The organism is Corynebacterium sp. HMSC075D04, from assembly GCF_001815635.1.
Classification (GTDB): domain Bacteria; phylum Actinomycetota; class Actinomycetes; order Mycobacteriales; family Mycobacteriaceae; genus Corynebacterium; species Corynebacterium coyleae.
Genome location: NZ_KV821286.1, coordinates 1 through 20,813, shown reverse-complemented (window position 1 = coordinate 20,813; position 20,813 = coordinate 1). Strand labels below are relative to the sequence as shown.

The 20,813-nt window shown below is 60.1% G+C and carries 20 protein-coding genes and 1 pseudogene; 12 read left to right on the top strand and 9 right to left on the bottom strand.

Translation table 11 applies throughout. The features are described 5' to 3' along the window. Positions 1 to 23: 23 nt before the first annotated feature. Positions 24 to 698 (bottom strand): DUF3027 domain-containing protein, encoded by a 675-nt coding sequence (locus HMPREF3048_RS00175; protein WP_083316611.1) that lies wholly within the window; start codon positions 696 to 698, stop codon positions 24 to 26. Positions 699 to 737: 39 nt separating this feature from the next. Here HMPREF3048_RS00175 and HMPREF3048_RS00170 point away from each other — a divergent pair, with 39 nt between their 5' ends. After that, positions 738 to 1,535 (top strand): glutaminyl-peptide cyclotransferase, encoded by a 798-nt coding sequence (locus HMPREF3048_RS00170; RefSeq protein WP_070451690.1) that lies wholly within the window; start codon positions 738 to 740, stop codon positions 1,533 to 1,535. 15 nt (positions 1,536 to 1,550) lie between these two features. After that, positions 1,551 to 2,048, top strand: a complete 498-nt coding sequence (locus HMPREF3048_RS00165) for a DUF2771 family protein (protein ID WP_070421465.1) — start codon at positions 1,551 to 1,553, stop codon at positions 2,046 to 2,048. Here HMPREF3048_RS00165 and HMPREF3048_RS00160 read toward each other — a convergent pair whose 3' ends face one another. Next, on the bottom strand, positions 2,049 to 2,432 hold the full coding sequence (locus HMPREF3048_RS00160; RefSeq protein WP_070421466.1) for a cold-shock protein: 384 nt from the start codon (positions 2,430 to 2,432) through the stop codon (positions 2,049 to 2,051). Between the two features lie 284 nt (positions 2,433 to 2,716). On the opposite strand from HMPREF3048_RS00160, the gene HMPREF3048_RS00155 reads away from it, so the two are divergent. Then, positions 2,717 to 3,448 (top strand): resuscitation-promoting factor Rpf1 domain-containing protein, encoded by a 732-nt coding sequence (locus HMPREF3048_RS00155; protein ID WP_070770894.1) that lies wholly within the window; start codon positions 2,717 to 2,719, stop codon positions 3,446 to 3,448. A gap of 123 nt (positions 3,449 to 3,571) precedes the next feature. Here the strand turns inward: HMPREF3048_RS00155 and HMPREF3048_RS00150 are convergent, their stop codons facing one another. Further along, positions 3,572 to 3,766 carry a hypothetical protein gene (locus tag HMPREF3048_RS00150; RefSeq protein ID WP_092101852.1) on the bottom strand — a complete coding sequence of 65 codons (195 nt, stop codon included), beginning with the start codon at positions 3,764 to 3,766 and terminating at the stop codon, positions 3,572 to 3,574. Positions 3,767 to 3,819: 53 nt separating this feature from the next. Here HMPREF3048_RS00150 and HMPREF3048_RS00145 point away from each other — a divergent pair, with 53 nt between their 5' ends. After that, entirely contained in the window at positions 3,820 to 5,853 is a 2,034-nt protein-coding gene (locus tag HMPREF3048_RS00145; RefSeq protein ID WP_070770893.1) for a helicase-associated domain-containing protein, read from the top strand. Here the strand turns inward: HMPREF3048_RS00145 and HMPREF3048_RS00140 are convergent. Continuing rightward, positions 5,850 to 8,666 (bottom strand): FAD-binding and (Fe-S)-binding domain-containing protein, encoded by a 2,817-nt coding sequence (locus tag HMPREF3048_RS00140; RefSeq protein ID WP_070770892.1) that lies wholly within the window; start codon positions 8,664 to 8,666, stop codon positions 5,850 to 5,852. The genes HMPREF3048_RS00145 and HMPREF3048_RS00140 overlap by 4 nt on opposite strands. Before the next feature lie 119 nt (positions 8,667 to 8,785). Here HMPREF3048_RS00140 and HMPREF3048_RS00135 point away from each other — a divergent pair, with 119 nt between their 5' ends. From HMPREF3048_RS00135 to HMPREF3048_RS12205, 5 genes and pseudogenes are all read left to right on the top strand, one after another. Next, positions 8,786 to 9,601: an ABC transporter ATP-binding protein gene (locus tag HMPREF3048_RS00135; RefSeq protein ID WP_371326155.1), complete on the top strand. Its 816-nt coding sequence runs from the start codon at positions 8,786 to 8,788 to the stop codon at positions 9,599 to 9,601. Beyond that, on the top strand, positions 9,601 to 10,794 hold the full coding sequence (locus HMPREF3048_RS00130; protein WP_070770890.1) for an ABC transporter permease: 1,194 nt from the start codon (positions 9,601 to 9,603) through the stop codon (positions 10,792 to 10,794). Before HMPREF3048_RS00135 ends, HMPREF3048_RS00130 begins: the two co-directional genes overlap by 1 nt. A 204-nt stretch (positions 10,795 to 10,998) precedes the next feature. After that, positions 10,999 to 11,547, top strand: coding sequence for a hypothetical protein (locus HMPREF3048_RS00125; protein ID WP_070770889.1), 549 nt, complete (start codon positions 10,999 to 11,001; stop codon positions 11,545 to 11,547). A gap of 192 nt (positions 11,548 to 11,739) precedes the next feature. Beyond that, positions 11,740 to 11,913, top strand: a pseudogene (locus HMPREF3048_RS11955) (transposase); the annotation flags it as partial. Between the two features lie 33 nt (positions 11,914 to 11,946). Beyond that, positions 11,947 to 12,210: a hypothetical protein gene (locus HMPREF3048_RS12205; protein ID WP_168167326.1), complete on the top strand. Its 264-nt coding sequence runs from the start codon at positions 11,947 to 11,949 to the stop codon at positions 12,208 to 12,210. On the opposite strand, the gene HMPREF3048_RS00115 is transcribed toward HMPREF3048_RS12205, so the two are convergent. After that, positions 12,207 to 12,419 carry a type II toxin-antitoxin system ParD family antitoxin gene (locus tag HMPREF3048_RS00115; RefSeq protein ID WP_070614190.1) on the bottom strand — a complete coding sequence of 71 codons (213 nt, stop codon included), beginning with the start codon at positions 12,417 to 12,419 and terminating at the stop codon, positions 12,207 to 12,209. The genes HMPREF3048_RS12205 and HMPREF3048_RS00115 overlap by 4 nt on opposite strands. 43 nt (positions 12,420 to 12,462) lie before the next feature. On the opposite strand from HMPREF3048_RS00115, the gene HMPREF3048_RS00110 reads away from it, so the two are divergent. Beyond that, the gene (locus tag HMPREF3048_RS00110) at positions 12,463 to 14,103 is read left to right on the top strand and encodes a DNA repair helicase XPB (protein WP_070770887.1); all 1,641 of its coding nucleotides are present in this window, start codon (positions 12,463 to 12,465) and stop codon (positions 14,101 to 14,103) included. A gap of 10 nt (positions 14,104 to 14,113) precedes the next feature. Further along, on the top strand, positions 14,114 to 14,758 hold the full coding sequence (locus HMPREF3048_RS00105; protein ID WP_070770886.1) for a DUF3239 domain-containing protein: 645 nt from the start codon (positions 14,114 to 14,116) through the stop codon (positions 14,756 to 14,758). A 318-nt stretch (positions 14,759 to 15,076) separates the two neighbouring features. On the opposite strand, the gene HMPREF3048_RS00100 is transcribed toward HMPREF3048_RS00105, so the two are convergent. The 4 genes from HMPREF3048_RS00100 to HMPREF3048_RS00085 form a co-directional block, all read right to left on the bottom strand. Next, on the bottom strand, positions 15,077 to 16,042 hold the full coding sequence (locus HMPREF3048_RS00100; RefSeq protein ID WP_070770885.1) for an asparaginase: 966 nt from the start codon (positions 16,040 to 16,042) through the stop codon (positions 15,077 to 15,079). A 130-nt stretch (positions 16,043 to 16,172) separates the two neighbouring features. After that, entirely contained in the window at positions 16,173 to 16,904 is a 732-nt protein-coding gene (locus tag HMPREF3048_RS00095; RefSeq protein WP_070770884.1) for a hypothetical protein, read from the bottom strand. A gap of 16 nt (positions 16,905 to 16,920) precedes the next feature. Further along, entirely contained in the window at positions 16,921 to 17,625 is a 705-nt protein-coding gene (locus tag HMPREF3048_RS00090) for a DUF5058 family protein (protein ID WP_070770883.1), read from the bottom strand. 9 nt (positions 17,626 to 17,634) lie between these two features. After that, positions 17,635 to 19,941 (bottom strand): penicillin acylase family protein, encoded by a 2,307-nt coding sequence (locus tag HMPREF3048_RS00085; protein ID WP_070770882.1) that lies wholly within the window; start codon positions 19,939 to 19,941, stop codon positions 17,635 to 17,637. A 141-nt stretch (positions 19,942 to 20,082) separates the two neighbouring features. Between HMPREF3048_RS00085 and HMPREF3048_RS00080 the strand changes: the two genes are divergently transcribed. Next, positions 20,083 to 20,799 (top strand): LysR family transcriptional regulator, encoded by a 717-nt coding sequence (locus HMPREF3048_RS00080; protein ID WP_168167327.1) that lies wholly within the window; start codon positions 20,083 to 20,085, stop codon positions 20,797 to 20,799. Positions 20,800 to 20,813: the final 14 nt, after the last annotated feature.

Below are 20,813 nucleotides of genomic sequence, written 5' to 3'. Positions count from 1 at the left end.
GCTGCCCCAGTGATTGGAATTACTTAGGAGTTGTCTACTTCCGTGTCCGAGTGTGCGCCGCAACCGTAGGAAGACGCAACGACATGGCCGTCGGCGGAGTACTCGTTGGTACAAGCACCGAAGTGCTCCCCCACCGGTTCCGTCATGGGGATATAGAAGGCGCAGGTGCGGCACGACAGGGCTGCCTTTTCGGCAAACTCGCTGTTTGGCCCGTAGTCGCCGGTGCGCCAGCGGTACTTCGCGTCCTCCAGGCCTTGTTTGGTCAGGTAGTGCTTGGTTTCGCGGCCCGGGAAGGTAATGGCGTCGCGGGCAAAGGAATCGTCGGTGACGCGTTCGTCGTCAGGCAGGAGCTCCAGCACATCGCCTGGGCCCAGGTCGCCGGGGCGTAGCCGCTCGGAGTACGGCACCCAGTCGGGCGCTTCGAGCGCACCTTGGGAGGGTACGAGCGCGACCTCGTTGACGGTGACCACGTTGGAGCCGTCCGCGCAGGCGATGACGGCGTTCCATTCCCACCCGGCGTATCCGGGCACGTCGGCTTCGAAGCGGTGCGTGGCAACACTGCGGGTCAGCCCGGTAACACCGATGTGTTCGCCGATGTCGCCGTCTGCGATTTCTTCAAGCGCCTCGAGCGCAATAGCTATTGCATCGTTGCCAAGCAACGGGTTGCGGGAGCGAGTGCGTTTTCTGGATCGTGACACGCTTACCCATTATGCGCGATGTAGTGCAGGATGTAACCCATGGGTCATCGTGAAGCTTTGTCCGCTCTGTCTGTTATCGCTGCGCTTTCGGGCGGTTTGCTTGCTGGCTGCGCGCCGGAGTCGTCCACCCCAAGCGTCGAGCACCTTCGCGCCGAGGTGATCGAGCGCCTCCCGTTCGACCAGACCAGTTTCACGCAGGGCCTCGAGGTCACCGCCGACGGCAACCTCTACGTTGGCACTGGTCAGGAGGGCGAATCGCGCCTGTACACCCGCACTATCGCGGGCGAGGAGCTCGCGTCGGTGGATTTGGATCCGCAGTTTTTCGGCGAGGGCATTACGCGTATCGACGACACCCTGTGGCAGTTGACGTGGCTCGACGGGACAGCGATTCGTCGCAACGCAGAAACGCTCGAGGAGATCGGCCGCGCCTCCTATCAGGGCGAAGGCTGGGGGCTGTGCTCACGTACGGAAGCGAACGAGGTGATCTTCTCCGACGGCACCGAAGAGCTGCGCCGCATGGATCCGGAAACGCTCGAGGAGCGCGAACGCTTCGCCGTCACGCTTGATGGCGAGCCGGTGGCGGGCCTCAACGAGTTGGAGTGCGTCGGTAACGATGTCTACGCCAACGTGTTCACCACCACCGACATCGTGCGCATTGACGCGGAAACGGGCGAGGTCACCGCACGTATCGACGCCTCCGCCCTGCCTAATAACGCCACCGACGACCCGAACCACGTCCTCAACGGCATCGCCCACATCCCGGGCACTGACGAGTTCTTCCTTGCCGGCAAGCGCTGGCCGGACATGTACCGGGTGCGCTTTACCCAGGCTGACTAGTTAGGATTTCTCGCCATGGCACAACGTTCAGGCAGCAAGCAGTGGAAAACCATCGTGGTCGCCCTCGTGGGCGTCCTGGCACTCGTCGGCGTGGTCTACGCCGTCATGGAGTACCAGCGCACCCGCCCCACCACTCCGGTCGATGAACTGACGGTGTCGGTGGCTGCTAACGGTGAGCGCGAGGACATCGGCGTGTACACCGTGTGTGAGTTGGACGAGGAGTGTGCCGGCGGCGACGCCCCCACCATGCAGCGCGGCGAGGGTGATGTGGTGGTTACGGTTCCTGACGAGATTGCGTCGAATAGCTGGCGCCTGCTGCTCATTTACGACGACCCGGAGGCCAACTCCGAGCGCGTCTTCACCTCCGGCGAGGCAACCGAGGAGACCGTGCCGGCTACGACCGAGTCGGGCGCGAAGCTCGTCGTTGCCGAGGTGACCACCCTGGACATTAAAAAGGGCGATGACGGGGAGGAAACCCCTGTCATCGCCACATGGTCCGTGGGCTTTAACTAATTACGCATCCAGCTCGCGCGCAACGGCCCGCAGGATCTCCGCCACCTGGCGGCCTTCCTTGCGGTCCGGGTAACGGCCGTTGGTCAAAGCAGGCTGGACCTGGGTCTCGATGAGCGTCATCACGTCCGCGAGCATGCTTCCCAGCTCCTCCGGCTTACGGCGGTGCACTGGGCGGCGCTTCGGGGTGTCCAGCACCTTCACGCGCAGCGCCTGTGGGCCGCGGCGGCCCGCGGCGAAGTCGAACTCGATGCGCTGGCCCGCAACCAGCTCCTCAACCCCCTCAGGCAGCACGGACTTACCGATGAAGACATCCTCGTCTCCCGGGTTGGATGCGAAGCCGAACCCTTTTTCGGCGTCGTACCATTTCACCTTTCCGACAGGCATGGCGCTCTCCTTCCGTAACGCATCACTTATGCAGTATCACTCGTGCAGATGTACCGCCAGTAAGTAAAACAAAATCAAAACCTTACTATTTCCGCCCGAAAATCAAGCAGTTCACGCCAGTGTGACCCAGAACACATATTTTGCATGTCGCGCCTTCGAGCTGGGGAAATGTGAGGCTTTTTCGAGTATTGCGCCCCAAAACGACACCGTTACGTGACACAATCGTTATACAACGTTAGGCTGTCCCGAGAAATTGGCGGTCAACGATGAGAGGAAACGAAACAATGGGACGCCACTCTAAGAAGACCACCTCCATGGGCAAGAAGGCTCTGGCAGGTTCTGCAGCAGCAGCTGCACTGGCTGGCATTGTTGCCCCGCAGGCAACCGCAGCACCGGATTCCGACTGGGACAAGCTCGCACAGTGCGAGTCCGGCGGCAACTGGGCTATCAACACCGGCAACGGCTACTACGGTGGCCTGCAGTTCTCCTACGGCACCTGGCTGGCATACGGTGGCGGCGAGTTCGCCCCGACCGCTAACCTGGCAACCCGCGAGCAGCAGATCGCTGTCGCCGAGCGCACCCTGGCAGGTCAGGGTTGGGGCGCATGGCCGGCTTGCTCCGCTCGCTACGGCCTGAACTCCGCGCCGACCAACCGCGACGCGCAGGTATCCAAGCCGGCCCCGCAGCCAGCACCGGCACCGGCACAGCAGGCCGCTCCGGCTCAGCCGGCAGCACAGGCCCAGGCTCAGGCCGCACAGTCCCCGCAGGTCGATGCCCTTTACGCACAGGTGCGTAACGCTATCCAGGCATTCGGCTTCCAGGTTCCGGCCTCCGTGCAGTCCAACTACGTTGCTAACCGCAACGACTACAGCGCGTTCTACGCTGCAAACCAGCCGCTGATCGACGCTGCCCTCTCCGGCGACTTTGCCACCGTGGCTAACCTGGTCGGCGCTAACTTTGCCAACCAGGTCAACAACACCGTCGCTTCGGTGCAGCAGACCTTCCTGGCCCGCTAATCACGAGCGGATAGCAAACGTCCGCCCCGTTCAGGTTGTGAACGGGGCGGACGTTTTAGCTTTCTGGCCAAGAACAAAACCGGCACGGTCAGGCACCGTGCCGGTTTTTTAAGCTCCGCTGGTTTAGCGGTTGATGCGCGTCGTCGGGTGGACGTAGCCCGTCTCTTCTGCCGGCATCGGCAGGATCAGGTCGTCGCCGAACGGGCTGGAAGCACCGGTTAACGTCGAGGTGATCTCGGTGACCGGGTGCAGGTTACCTGGGGTATTAGCGGGCCATGCGGGGTTTGCGCGCCCAATCTTCTTCACATCTTTAGCCATGCCCCTCATTCTTTCACGCCGGAGACAAAAACGCACGTAAACTCACCCCCGCAATGTCTACGTTCCCTAAATTCTTGAGTTCGCTCGATGACGACGCGCTGCACGCCCTCATCGAGGCACGCCCGGATGCCTTCTTCCCCGCCCCGCCGTCGGTGGGCTCACTCGCAACCAGGCTCGGCCTTCCCGGGTCGGCATCGCGCGCGTTGCGTCTCCTCAACGCCGCGGATCTGGCGGTGCTCGAGCAGCTCGCGGATGCCGGAGCGGAGCTTGAGCCTGTGAACGCCACCGGCTTCGGCTCCACTCACCACCTGCGCGAGTTGGCGCTCGTGTTTGGTCCGGATGAGGCGTTGCGTATCGCCCCCGGCACGCTGACTGCCCTGCCTCCCGGTTGGCGCGTGACCGATACGCTGCCACCCGGCGCGACCGAGGCGCTGGCGTCACTGCCTGCGCGTGAGCGCAAGGTGTTGGACACCCTTGCGGCGTCCGGCGGGGTGGGCACAACCGCGGCGGCTGCACCCGATGCGGACCCGGATGCGCCGGTGGCCAAGTTGCTCGCGCTTGGCATGCTTGTGCGCGTCAACGAGACCACGGTGCGCCTGCCCCGCCCGGTGCGCGACGCGATGCGTGGCGCAACGCCGCGCGTGTTCCCGCTTGCACCACCCGCCGTACCAGAGATCGATCAGGCCACTATCGACGAAACCGCAACCGCCCAGGGCCTCGACGCGGTGCGCCAGATGCGCCAACTGGTCATGACGCTGATGGATACCCCGGTGGTACTGAACAAAGACGGCACTGTCGGCGTGCGCGCGGCGGCAAACCTGGAGAAGGCACTTGGGTTCGACCCGAGCTTGCTTGTCACCGTCGGCGAGTCCGCGGGTCTTGTCGGCCGCGGCAACGTCGACGATGAGGATGTGCTCGCCGCCACTCGCGACGCCCTGACCTGGCTTGACGCGACACTGTCCGATCAGTGGGCGATCGTGCTCGCCGGCTGGGTGGCCTCCCCGTGGCGCGTGGATACAGGGGCGAATTTGCTGAGCGACGACGCCCACGCCCCAGCGCTTCGCCACGCCCGCCTCACCATGCTGCGACACGCGGGCGACATGGACCGGATGCTCTTCCACGCCCCGCTGGAATCGTCGGGGTTCTCCGACAAGCTCATCGCCGCGGTTGTCCGAGAAGCCGAATTCGTCGGCGCGCTGGCCAACCAAGCGCAGCCGACCCCGACGTTAGCCCTGATCAACGGCGAAGACGTCGCTGCAGCAACCGCCACGCTCGTGCCTGCCTCGGTGGACACGTTGATCGCCCAGGCCGACATGACGGTGCTGGCCCCGGGCCCGCTCGAGCCCGCAATGGCTGGGTTCATCGAACGCATCGCGGAACTGGAGTCGCCTGGTCCTGCCAGCGTGTGGCGTATCTCGGAAGCGTCGGTGCGCCGTGGCCTGGATAGTGGACTGACCGCCGAGGAGATCCACGCCTGGCTCACAGACCACGTACTTGGCGAGGTCCCCCAGGCCATCACCTTCATCATCGACGACACCGCGCGTACCCACGGCGCCATCCGCGCCGGCGAAGCGCTCTCCTACATCCGCTCAGAGGACCCGGCCCTCATCGCTACCGCAGCAGAGAAGTTAGGCCTGCGGGTCCTCGCCCCCACCGTGGCCATCTCGCGCCTGCCGCTGGCAAAGCTCATGACGGCGCTGCGCACCGCAGGCCTCCAACCCACCGCTGAGGACGACCAGGGCGTTTCCGTCAACATGGCGCCCGAGCCCGCCCTGGTCGCGCCGACGCCATCGACGCTTCCGAAGTCGCGGAGGGTGGCGCCGGATCAGGTGCGTGCGATCGTCGCAAAGCTGCGCTCTGCGGAGACCACCGATGCTGGCAGCGGCGATACGTTTGAAACGCTTCGCGCGGCGGCGCGGGCGCGCAGGCACGTCACGGTGGGCTACGTGGATAAGCAGGGGCGCGGCAAGACGATCACCGTCCTGCCGCTGAGTGTCACCGCGGGTCAGGTGGACGCGCTCGACGAGGCCAAGGACCGGGTCGTGCGCATCGCCCTGCCGCGGGTGACAAAAGTGGTGCTGGCCTAGCGGCTGGCGCGCTCCAGGATTTCCAGGATGTGCTCGTAGTCCGCGCCGGTCGCGGCCGTCAGGCCCAACTCGCAAGTGCGGTTCGACGACGCGTGGCACGCCGAGCCGAACTCCTTCGCCTGAGCTGCCTCGCGCTTGGTTGCGGCGTGGGTGAGCTCGGGGTGCAGCATGCCGCGATCCCCCGCGTAGCCACAGCAGTTCCACTCGGCCGGAACGTTCACGTCCTCTGCCGCGGCGGCCGCAACGTGCTTCAGCGTATCGACGATACCCAGGTGGGTTGCAGAACACGTCGGGTGCAGCGTCACCGACGGCACCTTGTGGTTGACCGTAAGGCGATCGAGCACGTGCTCGTCGACAAACTCGATGGCGTCGATGACCGTGATGCCGATGTTTTCGGCCATGTCGCGGAAGCCGTGCGTACAGCTCGACGCGTCCACCACGACCGGCAGGCGCCCGCCGTCGGTAGCGGCGATGAGCTGGTCGTTGACGCGACGCTGCATGATGTCATGGCCGGTGCTCATGCCCTTCGAGGTCCACGGGGTGCCGCAGCACATGCCGTCGATGCCCTCCGGAACGACGAGGGACAGACCGGCGCGCTCGACGAGTTTCGCGAACGCCTCGGAGGCGCCCACGCCCTCGCCCTGTGGGCCGAACATGGAGTTCACACACGCCGGGACAAACACGCCAACAGGCTCCGCGCCCGGCGCGCCGACCTTCGTGCCGAATGCCTTGGAGCGCTTCACGCCACCCTTGGAGAGTTCCGGGCGGTACTGCGGAACGGTGTCTTCCCCTACGAGGGCGCGGGCGACGTCAGTAACCTTCTGCACCAGGCTCGTCGGCATGACGTAGGCGCCGGTTAGCGCTGCAGAAGCCAGGGTGTTGCCCGGGCCCCACACCTTCGCGGCGGCCGCCCAGCCGGCGGACTTCACGGCACCGGCCTGGCCGCGGCGAAGCGACTTGATGAACTTGCCGGTGTCAATACCCACCGGGCAGGCGGTGACGCACATGGAGTCCACGGCACAGGTGTCGATGCCGTCGTACTGGTAGGCCTCGTCGATGTGCTTGACCAGCTCCATGTCGCCTTCCTGCAGCGCCTTCGCACGTGCGCGGCGCACGACGATGCGCTGGCGCGGGGTCATGGTCAGGTCGCGCGAGGGGCACACAGGCTCGCAGTAGCCGCACTCCACACAGGAGTCGATCTCGTCTTCGACCTGCGGGTTGAGCTTGAAGTTCTTCATGTGCTCACGCTCGTCGTCAGTGATGATCACGCCCGGGTTCATCACCCCGCGCGGGTCGGCGGCGCGCTTGACCTGCACCATTACGTCGTAGAGTTCCTCGCCGTACTGGCGGCGCACGTAGGGCGCCATGACGCGGCCGGTGCCGTGCTCAGCCTTGAGGTTGCCGCCCGCGCCGAGCACGAGGTCGACCATGTCCTCGTTGAAGCCGTCGTAACGCGTGAGGTTTTCGTCGCCCTCGAAGCGGTCGGTGATCAGGAAGTGGATGTTGCCGTCCTTGGCGTGGCCGAAGATGACGGCGTCGTCGTAGCGGTATTCGTCGAAAAGCTGCTGCAGCCCACCGCAGGTGTCGGCGAGGTCCTCGACGGGCACCGCGATGTCCTCGAGCAACGCGGTGGTGCCGGACGGGCGCGCCTCCGCGACCTGGGCGTAGAGGCCCTTGCGGAACGCCCACGCCTTGGCGGCCTCGATGGGGTCGGTGCTGAACTGCGCCGGGGTCTGCAGGTCGAACTCGCGCAGGAGTTTGGAGCCAGCCTGCTCGTATTCGCGCAGCTGCTCGGCCTCGTTGGCGTGGTATTCGATGAGCAGCGCCGCCTGGCCGCCAAGTTCGAAGCCGGTGATCTGCTCCGGCACCGAGTCGAAGGTGCGGCCGACCTTGATGGAGCGCGAGTCCATCAACTCCAGCGTCGCCGCCTTCGACTCAAACAGGGCCGGCAAGGAGCGCGTCGCGGCGTCCAGCGTCGGGTAGACCGCGATGGTGGTCGTCTTCAGTTTCGGCACCTCGATGGTGCGCAGGACAGCCTCCGCGATAAACGCGAGTGTGCCCTCGGATGCGACCAGCAGGTGCATGAAGATGTCCAGCGGCGAGTCGTAATCCAAAAACGAATTCAGGCTGTAGCCCATCGTGTTTTTCAGCGCGAAGTGGCGCTCGATGATGTCTACGGATTCCTTGTTGTCGCGCACACGTCGCTTGAGCTGCTCGATCGTGTCCACGAGCTCCGGCTCCTGGCGCGCGAACTGCGCCTCCGCATCCGGGTGGGCGGTGTCGATCACGGTGCCGGAGGGCAGGACGAAGGTGACGGATTCGATGGTGTTGTAGGTGTTGAACTCCGTGCCGCAGGCCATGCCGGAGGAGTTGTTGGCGATCACGCCGCCCATCGTCGCGGCGCCCTCGGACGCCGGGTCCGGGCCGATCTTGCGGCCGAACGCGGCCAGGTGCGCGTTGACCTGGCGCACCGTGGAGCCGGGCTGGACGCGCACACGCTTGCCACCGTCAAGCACCTCGACACCACGGAAGTGCTTGCGCACGTCCACCAGCATGCCCGCGCCGCCTGCCTGGCCGGACAGCGAGGTACCGCCGCCGCGCAGCACCACCGGGGCGCCAGAGGATGCCGACGCGCGGAACGCCGCCGCAACATCGTTCGCGTTGCGCGCCTCCACCACCACATCGGGGGTGTAGAGGAAGTGGGATGCGTCGTGGGCGTACTTGATGCGGTCGATCGGGCGCGTGGACAGCGCCTCGTCGGAGCCGAGTTCGCGGGCCAAATGCGCCGCTGGGGATGAGATGGTTGCAGTCATGGGTTCATGGTAAACCCGCCCTGAGCGAAGTCGTATCTTTTGCTAGTTTTTGTCGGGTGACTACGTTTCAGATTCAGGACCTTCACAAGCGCTTCGGCGACGTCCAGGCCCTCGACGGAATGGACTTCACCGTCCACGATGGGGAAATGTACGGCTTCGTCGGCTCCAACGGCGCCGGTAAATCGACGACGATGCGCATCGCGTTGGGCGTGCTCAGCGCCGATTCTGGCGAGGTGCTCCTCGATGGGAGCCCGCTTGACGACGACTCCCGTCGCCGCATCGGCTACATGCCCGAAGAGCGCGGCCTCTACGGCAAGGAAAAGATCCTTGATCAGTTGATCTTCCTGGCTAAACTCCACGGCGTGGACGGCGCGGCCGCAAAGCAGCGCGGAACCGAACTGCTCGAGGAGTTGGGCCTCGGTGAGCGTCTGGGCGACAAGCTCGACGACCTCTCCCTGGGCAACCAGCAGCGCGTGCAGTTGGCCGCATCGCTGATCCACGACCCGGAGGTGCTCATCCTTGACGAGCCGTTCTCCGGCCTCGACCCCGTCGCCGTGGACGTGATGAGCACGATGCTCACCGACCGCGCCCGCGCCGGCGTGCCGGTGATCTTCTCCTCCCACCAGCTCGATTTGGTGCAGCGGCTTTGCGACCGCATCGGCATCGTCACCCGCGGCCGCATGGTGGCCGAAGGCACCGTCGATGAGCTGCGCTCGGGCGGCCCGGTGCGTTTCCGCGTCGGCACGCAGGCGCGCGGCTGGATCCCCGACTGCGCCACGCTTATTAGCGACACTCCCACCCACGTCATCGTCGAAACCACTTCCGCCGACAACGACCAGAACATCCTCCGCGCCGCCATGGCCGCAGGCCCCGTCCACGAGTTCACCCGCGTCGTGCCGGATCTGGCCGAGCTGTTCAAGGAGGTTGTGAAGTAATGAAGACCTACTCCCCCATGCACACCATCACCACCACCGCGAAGCGCGAGGTGCAGATTCTGCTGCTGAAGAAGGGCGTCATTGTCACGCTCGTGATCATGTTGCTGGTCATGTTCGGCATGATCGGCTTCGGCACCTGGATGAAAAACAAGGACGACGCCGAAGCGGAAGCCGGCGGCCCGGCCATCGCCGCCGTGGGCATCGCAGAGCAGCTTCTCGACGACGCCGGCTACGACGCCCAAACCGCCACCGACCGCACCGAAGCCGAACAGTTGGTCCGCGACGGCGACGTGGAGGCCGCCCTGATTGTCGAGGGCGACAACTGGGAGGTCCTTGCGGACGGCTCCCCCTCCACCACCATCCTCACCGGCCTCGACGCCCTCTCCCAAGAGCAGGCGCGCGCCGAAACCCTAAGCAACCTGGGCATTAGCCCCGCCGACTACGAGGCTGCCTCCCCGCAGATCAACGTTGTGCCGGTGGGCATCAACGACGCCGAAGGCGACGACACCGCAGAGCAGTTGACCCGCCTGCTGACCACCTTCTTCGCGCTGATCATCGTCATGTTCACCGTGATCACCTTTGCCGCCCAGGTGGGCAGCCGCGTCACCGAGGAAAAGTCGTCGCGCGTCGTCGAGCTGATTTTGGCCTCCGTTCGCCCGCTGGACTTCCTCGCCGGCAAACTGCTGGGCACCGTCATCTTCGGATTCCTCGCCACCGCGGTGCTGCTCGCCGTCGGCGGCGTCGGCTTGAAGGTCTCGGGTCTTATCGACGATGTCGAAGTCGACTGGTCCGTCCTCCCCATCCTGCTTGTCGCCTGGCTGTTGTCCATGCTGTTTTTCGGCGGCCTCTACGCCGCCGCCGGCGCGATGGTGCAGCGCACCGAGGACCTGCAGTCCACCCAGATGCCGATTCTGATCCTGCTGATGGCGTGCGTGTACATCTCGTCGTTTGGTTGGTCCAACACCGACTCAACCTTCATGCAGGTCGTCAGCTGGATCCCGCCATTCTCCATCTTCGCCGCGCCCTTGACCTACGCAGCTGGCGACTTCACCGCCCTCCAGCTCGCGGGCTCGTTCGCGCTCGCCGCGGTAACGACTGCGCTGGTCGTCTGGCTCGCCGCGCGAATCTACAAACGCACGATCCTGAACAACGGCAGTGTGACCAAGTGGTCGCAGCTGCTGCGCAGGGGTTAGGAGCGTTCGCGCATCTTAGCGATGCAAAAGGTTATTGGCGATGGCAATCCTGGCATTTTCCGGGAGCCACCATCAGCAAGCGTTACACCACGCTGAGGGACGCAACCCGAAAGCACAGAGGCAACACCAAAGGATTGCTGTACCGATAAGGACACGATAGGCTTAGGTCCAGATAATTGTACGGCTTCGAGAAGCAGGAGAAATATGATGGGTACACGTAACAAGATGCTGGCCACGCTTTTAACAGCAGCGCTTTCTGTGAGTTTTACGCCGGCGGTCGCCAGTACAGAAGGGCCTGCCTTGAGTATGGCAGCTCAAAAAAACGGCTCGACAATTTCCGTTGACAAACAGGCAGAAGAGTTTGCTACGGCTTTCGCTTTCGTTGATGACATTCCTGACGAAGTACTGGAAAACTCTACGGATGATGAAATTGTGGAGTATATCCGAACAATGGAAATTCGCCCTACCGCTTCCCCCCGCATGGCCGCAGCTAGCGTGGATCCGTTGTGGTGTGCGGCTTCGATTTCTTCAGCGATTGCAGGTGCAGCGTTTCCAGCGTTTAAACTCGCGAAAATAGTGAGGATCGTGAAAAAGCTCGGCGGCCCCCGGAAAACTGCTGAGAAGATTAAAGAGATGGGTGGCTTAGGCAAGGTCGCAGGCAAGCACGCTAATGAGAACACTACTACCGGAATGCTGGCCTCTCTAGCAGCTGAGTTGACTGGTATCGCCGGCATCCGAGATTACTGCTTCTAGAGCGACCTATGAAGAAAACTAATATTTTAAGTTCGGTCTTGGCCCTAGCTTCCATTTCTGTTCTCGTAGCGGATTCTACCCCTATATTTATTCCGCTCGCGCTGGCCGTCTTAGCACTCATTGTGTTTTCGCTGGGACTCGAGAAAACGAAAGAACCCTGCTAGTTGTCATCCGACTAACTACACGTCCATCTACACGCAGTCGGTCAATCTCTCGCGCGACGCATGAGAACGGTTCGTGCCGTTTCGGCAGCTCCCGCCGGCTGCTCGACGATTGGTCTACACCACCAAATTAATCGAATCTCTCAATGCTGAGCCGCGTAAAGCCACTCGCAACCGAGGCCAGTTCCCCGCTGCATTTTCTGCCCGGCAAGCTGCTGGGCACGCTCGTACTGGGCTCTTGGCAACGACCTTACTGCCCATGGTCAGCGGTGTTGGACTGAAGGTCTCCGGCCTATTCTTCCTGGTGGTCTGGCTTCTGGCGAAGCAGTTTTTCGGTGCCGTCTACGCTGCGGCGGGCACGATGGTGCAGCTCACCGAGGACCTGCAGTCCAACCAGATGCCGATCCTTCTGATGATCATGGCCACCGCCTACATTCCCAGTTTCGGCTGGATGAGCACCGACACCACTTGGACGCAAGTGATGAGCTGTAGCAGGGGTTAGCGCAGTTCGTCGATAAACGCCTTCGCGTCAATGTCGCCGTTCTCCGCGGCCTTGCGTAGTGCCTTAAACTTCTGCTCTCGCTCCTCCACTAGCCGCAGGCCTTCGCGCAGGACTTCGCTGGCGGAGGCGTAGCGGCCGTCTTCGAGCAGTTGGGCGATGAATTTGTCGTAGCGTTCGCCGAGGACAACGGATGTGTTTTTCGCAGCCATGCCCGTAGACTACCAACGCCTACTATCAGGAGGAGTAGATCGCATGGCTCTCGGCGACGGCCCGCTCATCGTCCAGTCGGACAAGACTGTGCTGCTCGAGGTCGCACACCCGGACGCACCCAAGGCTCGTGCTGCGCTCGCCCCGTTTGCGGAGCTCGAGCGCGCTCCCGAGCACATCCACACCTACCGCATCACCCCGCTGGCGCTGTGGAACGCCCGTGCCGCCGGCTTCGACGCCGAGCAGGCCGTTGATGTACTCGAGCGCTACTCCCGCTTCCCCGTCCCGCAGCCGCTGCTCGTGGATGTTGCGGAGACCATGGCGCGCTACGGCCGCCTCAAGCTGGTCAAGCACCCCGCGCACGGGCTCATCCTCGAGACCGACGACCCGGCAATCCTCACCGAGGTCACTCGCTCCAAGAAGATCATCCCGCTTGTCGCATCGCGTATCGACGACACCACCATCCCCGTCCACCCCTCCGCCCGTGGCCAAATCAAGCAGGAGCTGACCAAACTCGGCTGGCCTGTGGAGGACCTCGCCGGCTACGTCGATGGCGAGTCGCACCCGATCGCGCTCAACCACGACGGCTGGGCGCTACGCGACTACCAGCAGTACGCCGCCGAGTCATTCTGGGAGGGCGGCTCCGGCGTCGTCGTGTTGCCGTGCGGCGCGGGCAAAACCATCGTGGGTGCGGCGTCGATGGCGCAGGCACAGACCACCACACTGATCCTGGTCACCAACACCGTCGCGGGCCGCCAATGGCGCGACGAGCTGCTGCGCCGCACCACGCTCACGCCCGAGGAGATCGGCGAGTACTCCGGGGAGAAGAAGGAGATCCGCCCGGTCACCATCGCCACCTACCAGGTGGTCACCCGCAAAACCAAGGGCGAATACCGCGCGCTCGAACTTTTCGACTCCCGCGACTGGGGCCTCATCATCTACGACGAAGTCCACCTCCTGCCCGCCCCCGTCTTCCGGATGGCCGCCGACCTCCAGTCGCGCCGCCGCCTAGGCCTGACCGCCACCCTGGTGCGCGAGGACGGTCGCGAGGACGACGTGTTCTCCCTCATCGGGCCGAAGCGTTACGACGCCCCCTGGAAAGAACTCGAAATGGCCGGCTACATCGCCACCGCCGAATGCGTCGAAGTGCGCACCACACTTAGCGACGACGAACGCCTCACCTACGCCACCGCCGAAACCCGCGAACGCTATCGGTTGGCGGCGTGTTCGAAGGCGAAGCTTGGGGTCGTCGATAAGCTGCTTGCAAAACATGAGGGCCAGCAGACCTTGATCATCGGCGCCTACGTCGACCAACTCGAAGAGATCGCCGCGCGCATCGACGCCCCACTTGTCGACGGAAAAACCACCACCAAGAAACGCGAAGAAGCCTTCCAAGCCTTCCGCGACGGGGCTATCTCCACCCTGGTGGTGTCCAAGGTGGCGAACTTCTCCATCGACCTGCCTGAAGCCGCCGTGGCCATCCAGGTCTCCGGCACCTTCGGCTCCCGCCAAGAGGAAGCCCAGCGCCTGGGCCGGTTGCTGCGCCCGAAGGCCGACGGCGCCGAGGCAGTGTTCTACACGGTGGTCGCCCGCGACACCCTCGACGCCGAATACGCCATCCACCGCCAGCGCTTCCTCGCCGAGCAGGGCTACGCGTATCGACTCGTCGACGCCTCCGACCTCTAAACTCTTCCCCATGAAGGTTTTCAAGTTCGACGTCGACGAAGAGTATGCAAAGCAACACAACGAAATGATCCGCGACACCCGCAGCCTCGTCGCTTCGGGCGTCGCCCTCTTTGTGATCTCGCTCGCCGGCGCCGTCGCCGTCTGGTTCTTCGTCGACCCCGAATCCCCCTGGCACACCCTGGGCACGTTCGGCCTCGCCCTTTTCGGCCTCATGATGCTCGTCGTGGGCTTGCTCATCCCCCGCAGCGTGGGCAAGACGCAAGAACTTTACGACGCCAACCCACTGGCCCCCGCCATCATCACCGAACGCGTCGGCACCACCATCACCCTGACCGCCCTGGTGAACCTTAACGTCGAGCCCTCCCTGCCGCCACGCTGGGGCATCACCTCGCGCGTCTACCACCCGATCCCGAACACTTCCGACAAGGTGGGCACCAAGGTCCCCGTCGCCGCCGTGGGCGCCCAGCGTTCCGCACAGAACAAGAAGATGTGGCAGATGATCACCCCGATGCCGATCGCCTGGGGCACCCCTGACGTCGCCGTCATCGACGAGGCCCGCAACGCCGTCCCCGGCGACCAGTGGTCCAAACTCGAGCGCGCCCGCAAGAAGAAGGACCTCCTCGAGCAGTCCAAGAACGCCGTCGTGGAGTTGTAGTTCTCTGTTTGTTTTTTGAGGTTGTTGGGGCTGTTGGGAGCGCTTGGCTGTTGGGGGCTGTTCGGCCCCTGCCGCCCCGAGTGCTCGGCCCACTCCATCCCCCATTTCTGCAGGTACCCAGCGTAACCCTTCTTCCTGCCGCCACCCATTGACCTTGCCGACAGCCCTACCCTGCACGCCGATACAAAACCGTACATCACACCATTCGCCGACCTGGGCGGAGTGTAAAATCATGCAGCCAGCTGAGCTACATTTTGCACCGGTGTCAACGGGAACCCGCGCTTCTGTCTAAAACTCCAAGTCCCCTAGCAGAGCATCTCAACCGCGCAAACGGATAAATCTTTCGCGGAACGCCTGAAAATTTTCTGCGGTACTTGCGGCGACTGCGGCCAACACCCTAGCCTGAAAAACGCTTAGGGTTCCTGCAGTAATTGCCCCTGCTCTGACCAGGTCAACACCTCCACCGTTCCCATACATCGGAATCACTGGACCTTCTTCAACGCGTGTTGCAAGAATAACGGGAATATCCGATTCAGCAGTTTTAGCAATAGCCTCTTCAAACCCTATTCCCGCATTGCCAGAACCACAGCCTTCAAGAACTATTGCCGTAGGATCTGTAGCGCGTGCCGCTTCAAATAGGACTGTATCGGTTCCAATGCCATAGGTAATGATTGGAATGTTTCCCTCAGAAAGCTTTCCAGCATCGAAGTCAAGAGTCTCGTTCGTCTCAGGCAAAGCAACGAGCGTAAAGGCGTCTTCGTAAACCTCCCCTACTTTCGTTCCGGTGAATGCCTGCGACTGGATCGTGTGACACTTCCGAACCCCTCGAGCGTTCCAAACATTTCCTGCAAAACACACCACAGCTCCGAGGTTACGAGCCCTCGGCGATGCAGCAACCGTCAAAGAATCTTGGAGATTCCGTGGTCCATCAGAGTCTGGTGTATCGAAAGTACGTTGGGCACCAGTAAGCACGATAGGCTTATCAGTCGCAATTACAAGGTCAAGAAAATAAGCAGTTTCCTCCATCGTGTCTGTCCCGTGCGTGATCACGGCACCAATGCAATCAGAGTCCTTGAGAGATCGGTTTACGACATCGGCAATCACTGACAAGTCCTCAAATGTGAGACGGTAGCTGCCCTCTAAAATGGCATCGACCCGTCTTACTTCCAGATTGCTTTCGGTCCCTAAATCAAACATCTCGGCTGTCACCCCGACGGAAGCTCCATCCTCTGAACGAGTTGAAGCAATCGTTCCGCCAGTCGCAATCAATGCAACGTACGCCATATCCGTCTCCTATTGAGCAAATGCGTTGTTATCGGAAAAGCGCTCTTTTTCTTCTTTTCCCAATTTCATCCATCCCAGTGTCAAGGATCAAGGCACTGGGACTGTGAGGCGAGCAGACTCTCGAGATCGATTAAATCTCAACTCTTCCGGGGACAGTTTCCTTGCCACCATCTTGCGCTTTGCTCGCAGCACGAGAACCGAAAAACATTGATGCGGCGACCGAGCTCAGTACAACAATCGGTAGAGAGAATGCCGTCCAGTCAGGGAAAGCAGGCGCGAAAGCGAATACGACTCCGGCTGCAGTCACAAGCGAAACAAGTGTCGTCGGAATCGACTTAACCACTACAGCCAATTGCACAAAGACTGCACCAATAATCGCGGGAAGAATGTAGTCAAAAGTTGCGCGAACACTCTCAGGAAGAACTGCAATAATCCAGTTGCCGAAAATAGCTACTGCAAGGATCATCACTGCTACGTGAACAATAACAGCACCAGAAATAGCGGCAACTGCTGTTAGCTCTGCTTTCTTCGTACCTGGCTTAGCATCGACTGCTGCTTGTGCTGTCACAGACGCGGGAAGTAACTTGTTAGAGATATTTCCTACGAGCCAGGCTTGATAAGTGCCTGACACTCCCAGCATCGGGAAATAGGTTGCAGGTTCAACAATCCAGTTCGCAGCATAAATTACGGCAACCGCCAAGAAACATGTGCCGAGTACTCCCCACCCCGGGAACAACCCTTCGACCGTGAAGAGGTAGATCGGAGCGGCCATTGCCAGAATCAACCCGAGCCCAACTGTGATTCTGCCCCAAAAATTAATCCGGTTAATGTAAACGTCATCAGACATTGCTTTGGTCGTCATTTCAGATGCTCCTCGATTACGCAGCCACAAAGTATGCAACTGCTAGGCCAATAATCATTGCAAAACCAAGCGCCCACTCTCTGAGCCAACGCATATTCAATCGCTCCGACAACAGTAGGAAGATCACCATTGCACCGGAAGAGCCCGCCATGACGGCCAGGTTCTTCGATCCGCCAGAGGCCTGACTGATAGTCAGGAAGGCAAAAGCACCCAGAAGTGCGCCTCCTGTTAGTGCAGCCATAGCCCATGGCTTCCATTCGCTTAGCTTCTCGGACATCTTGCCCATCGCACTAGTTGCTAGAACTACCTCGAGCATCCAGACTCCTGCGCCCAACGCCATTGTGAAGAAGACCGCGGCGAAAACAACTGCGTCAAAGTTCTCGGTCCCCATCGGTGCATTCATTGATTCAGCGGCAGCATTTGCGGCAGCCAGCTCGTACGGCACCGATCCAATCATTCCGATACGCATTAGGACGGGCGGAGTACCGAAGATAGGAATCAGGGACAAGGCCACGATCCCAACTGCCACAGACGGTCCAATCGCTGAAATAGCCCCAGCCCTCATTGCCTGCATAAGTTCTTTATTCTCAATATGGCCTTCCTGGGCATTTTGCTTGGCTAGTCGAAAGAACACGACTGCCTGAAAAACAATCACAGCCATTACGGCTAGCGAAAACATCCACATGGCTGGCGATTGAGCATACGAAATATAATCGGGCATTTTTCTCTCCTATCGCGGCTTCAAAATAATTAGTTGACGGCGGTGTTTTTCAATTAGACCTTTGGAGTACAGCAAAGGAAATGGCTCTCCTTTCGCCCATCTGTCCATGTGTTCAAACTGGTATCCAGACGAGAGATCTCCGCTTTGCCCTGGTCCATTAAGCGCAATTGAGTTGTCCCATTCACCAACGTCAATCGCTACCCTGAATGAGCTGCCATAGATCTGCCTGTAATCCCCCGTACTGGCGTATCCAGCCAGGCCAACTGTCTCTCCACTTCCTGGCACTTCATATTCCCCAGAGCGAACCAACTTTTCTTCTACACCTGCTTCGATGAGCAAATCAGCAAACGCGTGATCGGCGTAGCGCATATGAACATCACCCCAGGGGCAAAGCTTGTCCATGTCGACAAAGGCGTCAAAACTGATAAGTGCATGTTCTACAGCAAGATCAAGCTTCCTTTGGTCGGAGTCAGCCCAATCCCGCATAAGGCTCAAAGCAACTCGAGAATCTCTCTCAGCAGCCAGGTCCGGAATAAGAATCCCAAGAATCTTCTCAGACTCGCCCTCGTATCCCAAGGTCTTAAGTTGAGAACGCAGGACGGCAGGGACCAAGTGTTCCCAGAAAAACAGTTCCCATGCATGCGCTTGTGTCGACCCAACCGACATTCGAAAATCCCATGCGTCAACAAGTCTCCCGAGTGCATGGTCCTGAAACTGCGCGACTTGCTTGAGTACGACGATCGTTTCCCGTGCATGCAGGTTTAAATCATCTGTTTGAAAATCAAATGCTTCCCGAATCGTGATCTCTCGTGCGTCATCTAGCCACTCTTTGATACGCCGATAACGGACATCGTCGTACCACTCATAGGAGATATGCACTTCCCGTGGGAATTCTTCTGGCAAAAGGTACTGGTTCGCAGTGGCAAAATAGCCGCTATCTTTCGCAAACCCAGGTAGAACATCGTTGTCATAGAAGCCATCCCAAACGTACCGACCATCACCCGGAATCGGGAACAGACCATTCCAATTCTTCCGCTTGGGAATAATGCCACCAGGTTGCCAGGCGATTCTCCCACCAGGTTCGGCAACGATCTGGTTTTCAGGCGGAGCACACCATCGATTCATCGCCTCGAGAAATTCATCAATATTATCGGCGCGCATGTATTCAATAGAACCGAGATAGGGCGCCCCTCCAGGCTCTAGCCAAGCGGCTGCCAGTGATACTGCGACGTGCCTCTCAGGGTCATGATAGATAACTGGACCAAACTCTGAGAAACGGAGAACGACCGTCTGCTCCGGCCCATCGCACGAGTGAATCTCCTCCGTAACTTCTGAGAACTTTCGCCAAGCACCTTCAAATTGATACTCATCTGGGTTATTCGGATTCAGCACATGGACAAAGAGATCTTCCTGGTCAATAGCGAAAATCGTAAGCCCGAACGCGACTTTGCCATTGTGTCCAATAGAAACCCCCGGGAGTAGTGGCTCTCCACCACCTATTACATCGAAGTCCCTACAGGATAGGTGCGCAATATACCGCAATGACGGCATACTCGACGTAACGCGGTGGGGGTCGTTACAAAGAATTGGCCTTCCTGTAGAGGTCAAATCACCAGACAAAACCCAGTTGTTTGAACCATCACTTGGCTGATGCACACGACCGATTCCAGAGTTGGAATTTTCGGATCGAACAAGAGGCCCAGTTCCAAGCCAATAGTCTTTCATCACGTCTTCTGCGAACACAGAAAAATCTAGCCCCTCAGGAACTTCAAACTCTACCGCGGGCTCAAAAAGCTTGCGGAGACTCGCAACTGAGTGGCCCCATTCATGAGCTAACCGCGCCCGTATTGCCTCTTCCGCGGCATTAAAAGACAGAGAATGGGAACGAAGCCTCAGTAGATCCTCTGGCGCCCATTTCTCGGGTAGGTAACCCAACTTTTCGAATTCAAGGGGAAGCGGCATAGCACCACTCACCACCAAATCAATGAAACCATTCACCCCATTTACAAAACTTGTCACGATAGCTTTCGCGTCGTTACCGTAGGCAAGCCACTCAGCACGAAAATCTCCACGGTAGATAAAAAGACGTGCAGCCCTATCCCATTCCACAAACTCACTACCGAATACCTCAGCGAGCCGTCCGAGCCCTCTTCTTCGGGAAAAATCTAACTGGAACAGACGATCCCGCGCAGCGTTGAAGCCTTGCGCCAGAAAGACATCGTTTTTCGATGAGCCGAAAATGTGTGGAACGCCCCATTCATCAACATGAATTTCAACCTCATCTTCGAGGTAACGCATTTCGAAATAGTCGGTCATCACACCCTCCTCGCAGTGCCCTTACTTACATCAATGGACCATTTGTGTCTGCTCTCACAATTGGATGCCAGAAAATTAACACCTTGACGCTATGCTTTGAATAACTATCAACCGTTACCCCCCATACCTCTAGGACATACCGTGGACTTAAGCGAAATTCGGACCCTCCATACTGTGGTTAGAGAAGGGTCGATGAGTCGGGCAGCCAGCTTTCTAGAACTGGCGCAGCCAACTGTCTCCAGACAAATTCGCGCGATCGAAGAAGAAATCGGTACGCAAGTCTTTTACAGGCGCTCTACAGGCACTGTTCTCACGCCGGCCGGGGAAGAGTTCGTATCACTTACTAAAGGAATTCTTCTCGAACTCGACAGATCGATAGATCTCATGAAACTGAGATATTCAAGAAAATCTGTATTCAAAATCGCATGCACACAGACCACAGCGCACGCAATCCTCGCCCCGTTCATTGCCGATGTAAACCCCCCAATCATCGACCTAGTAATCGTTGACGCCACTAAAGCGGACAAGCAACTTGAGGCAGGAGCCGACCTTGCCATCACGACTCTGAGACCTCCCCCAGATCGTTGTTCAATGGAGGTCGCTAGCCTAAATATCAGGGTCCAAGCGCCAGATACCGCTATCCAAAAAGTATCGAAAGAACACCACTTCATCGATCTAGAAAACTTCAAAGACGAAGAATGGATACTCCCAAGAACCGGCGTGCCCCATGCCGTGTTCTCTAAATACAACGCACTGAATAGCGAAGTTCGAAAACGCTATGTAACCACAGGGGTAGTTGCGCAAAGCCTCGCCGCAAATGGATACGGCTACGCCATAGTTGTGTCTGATCTGATGTAGGTGGTCCAGTTCGG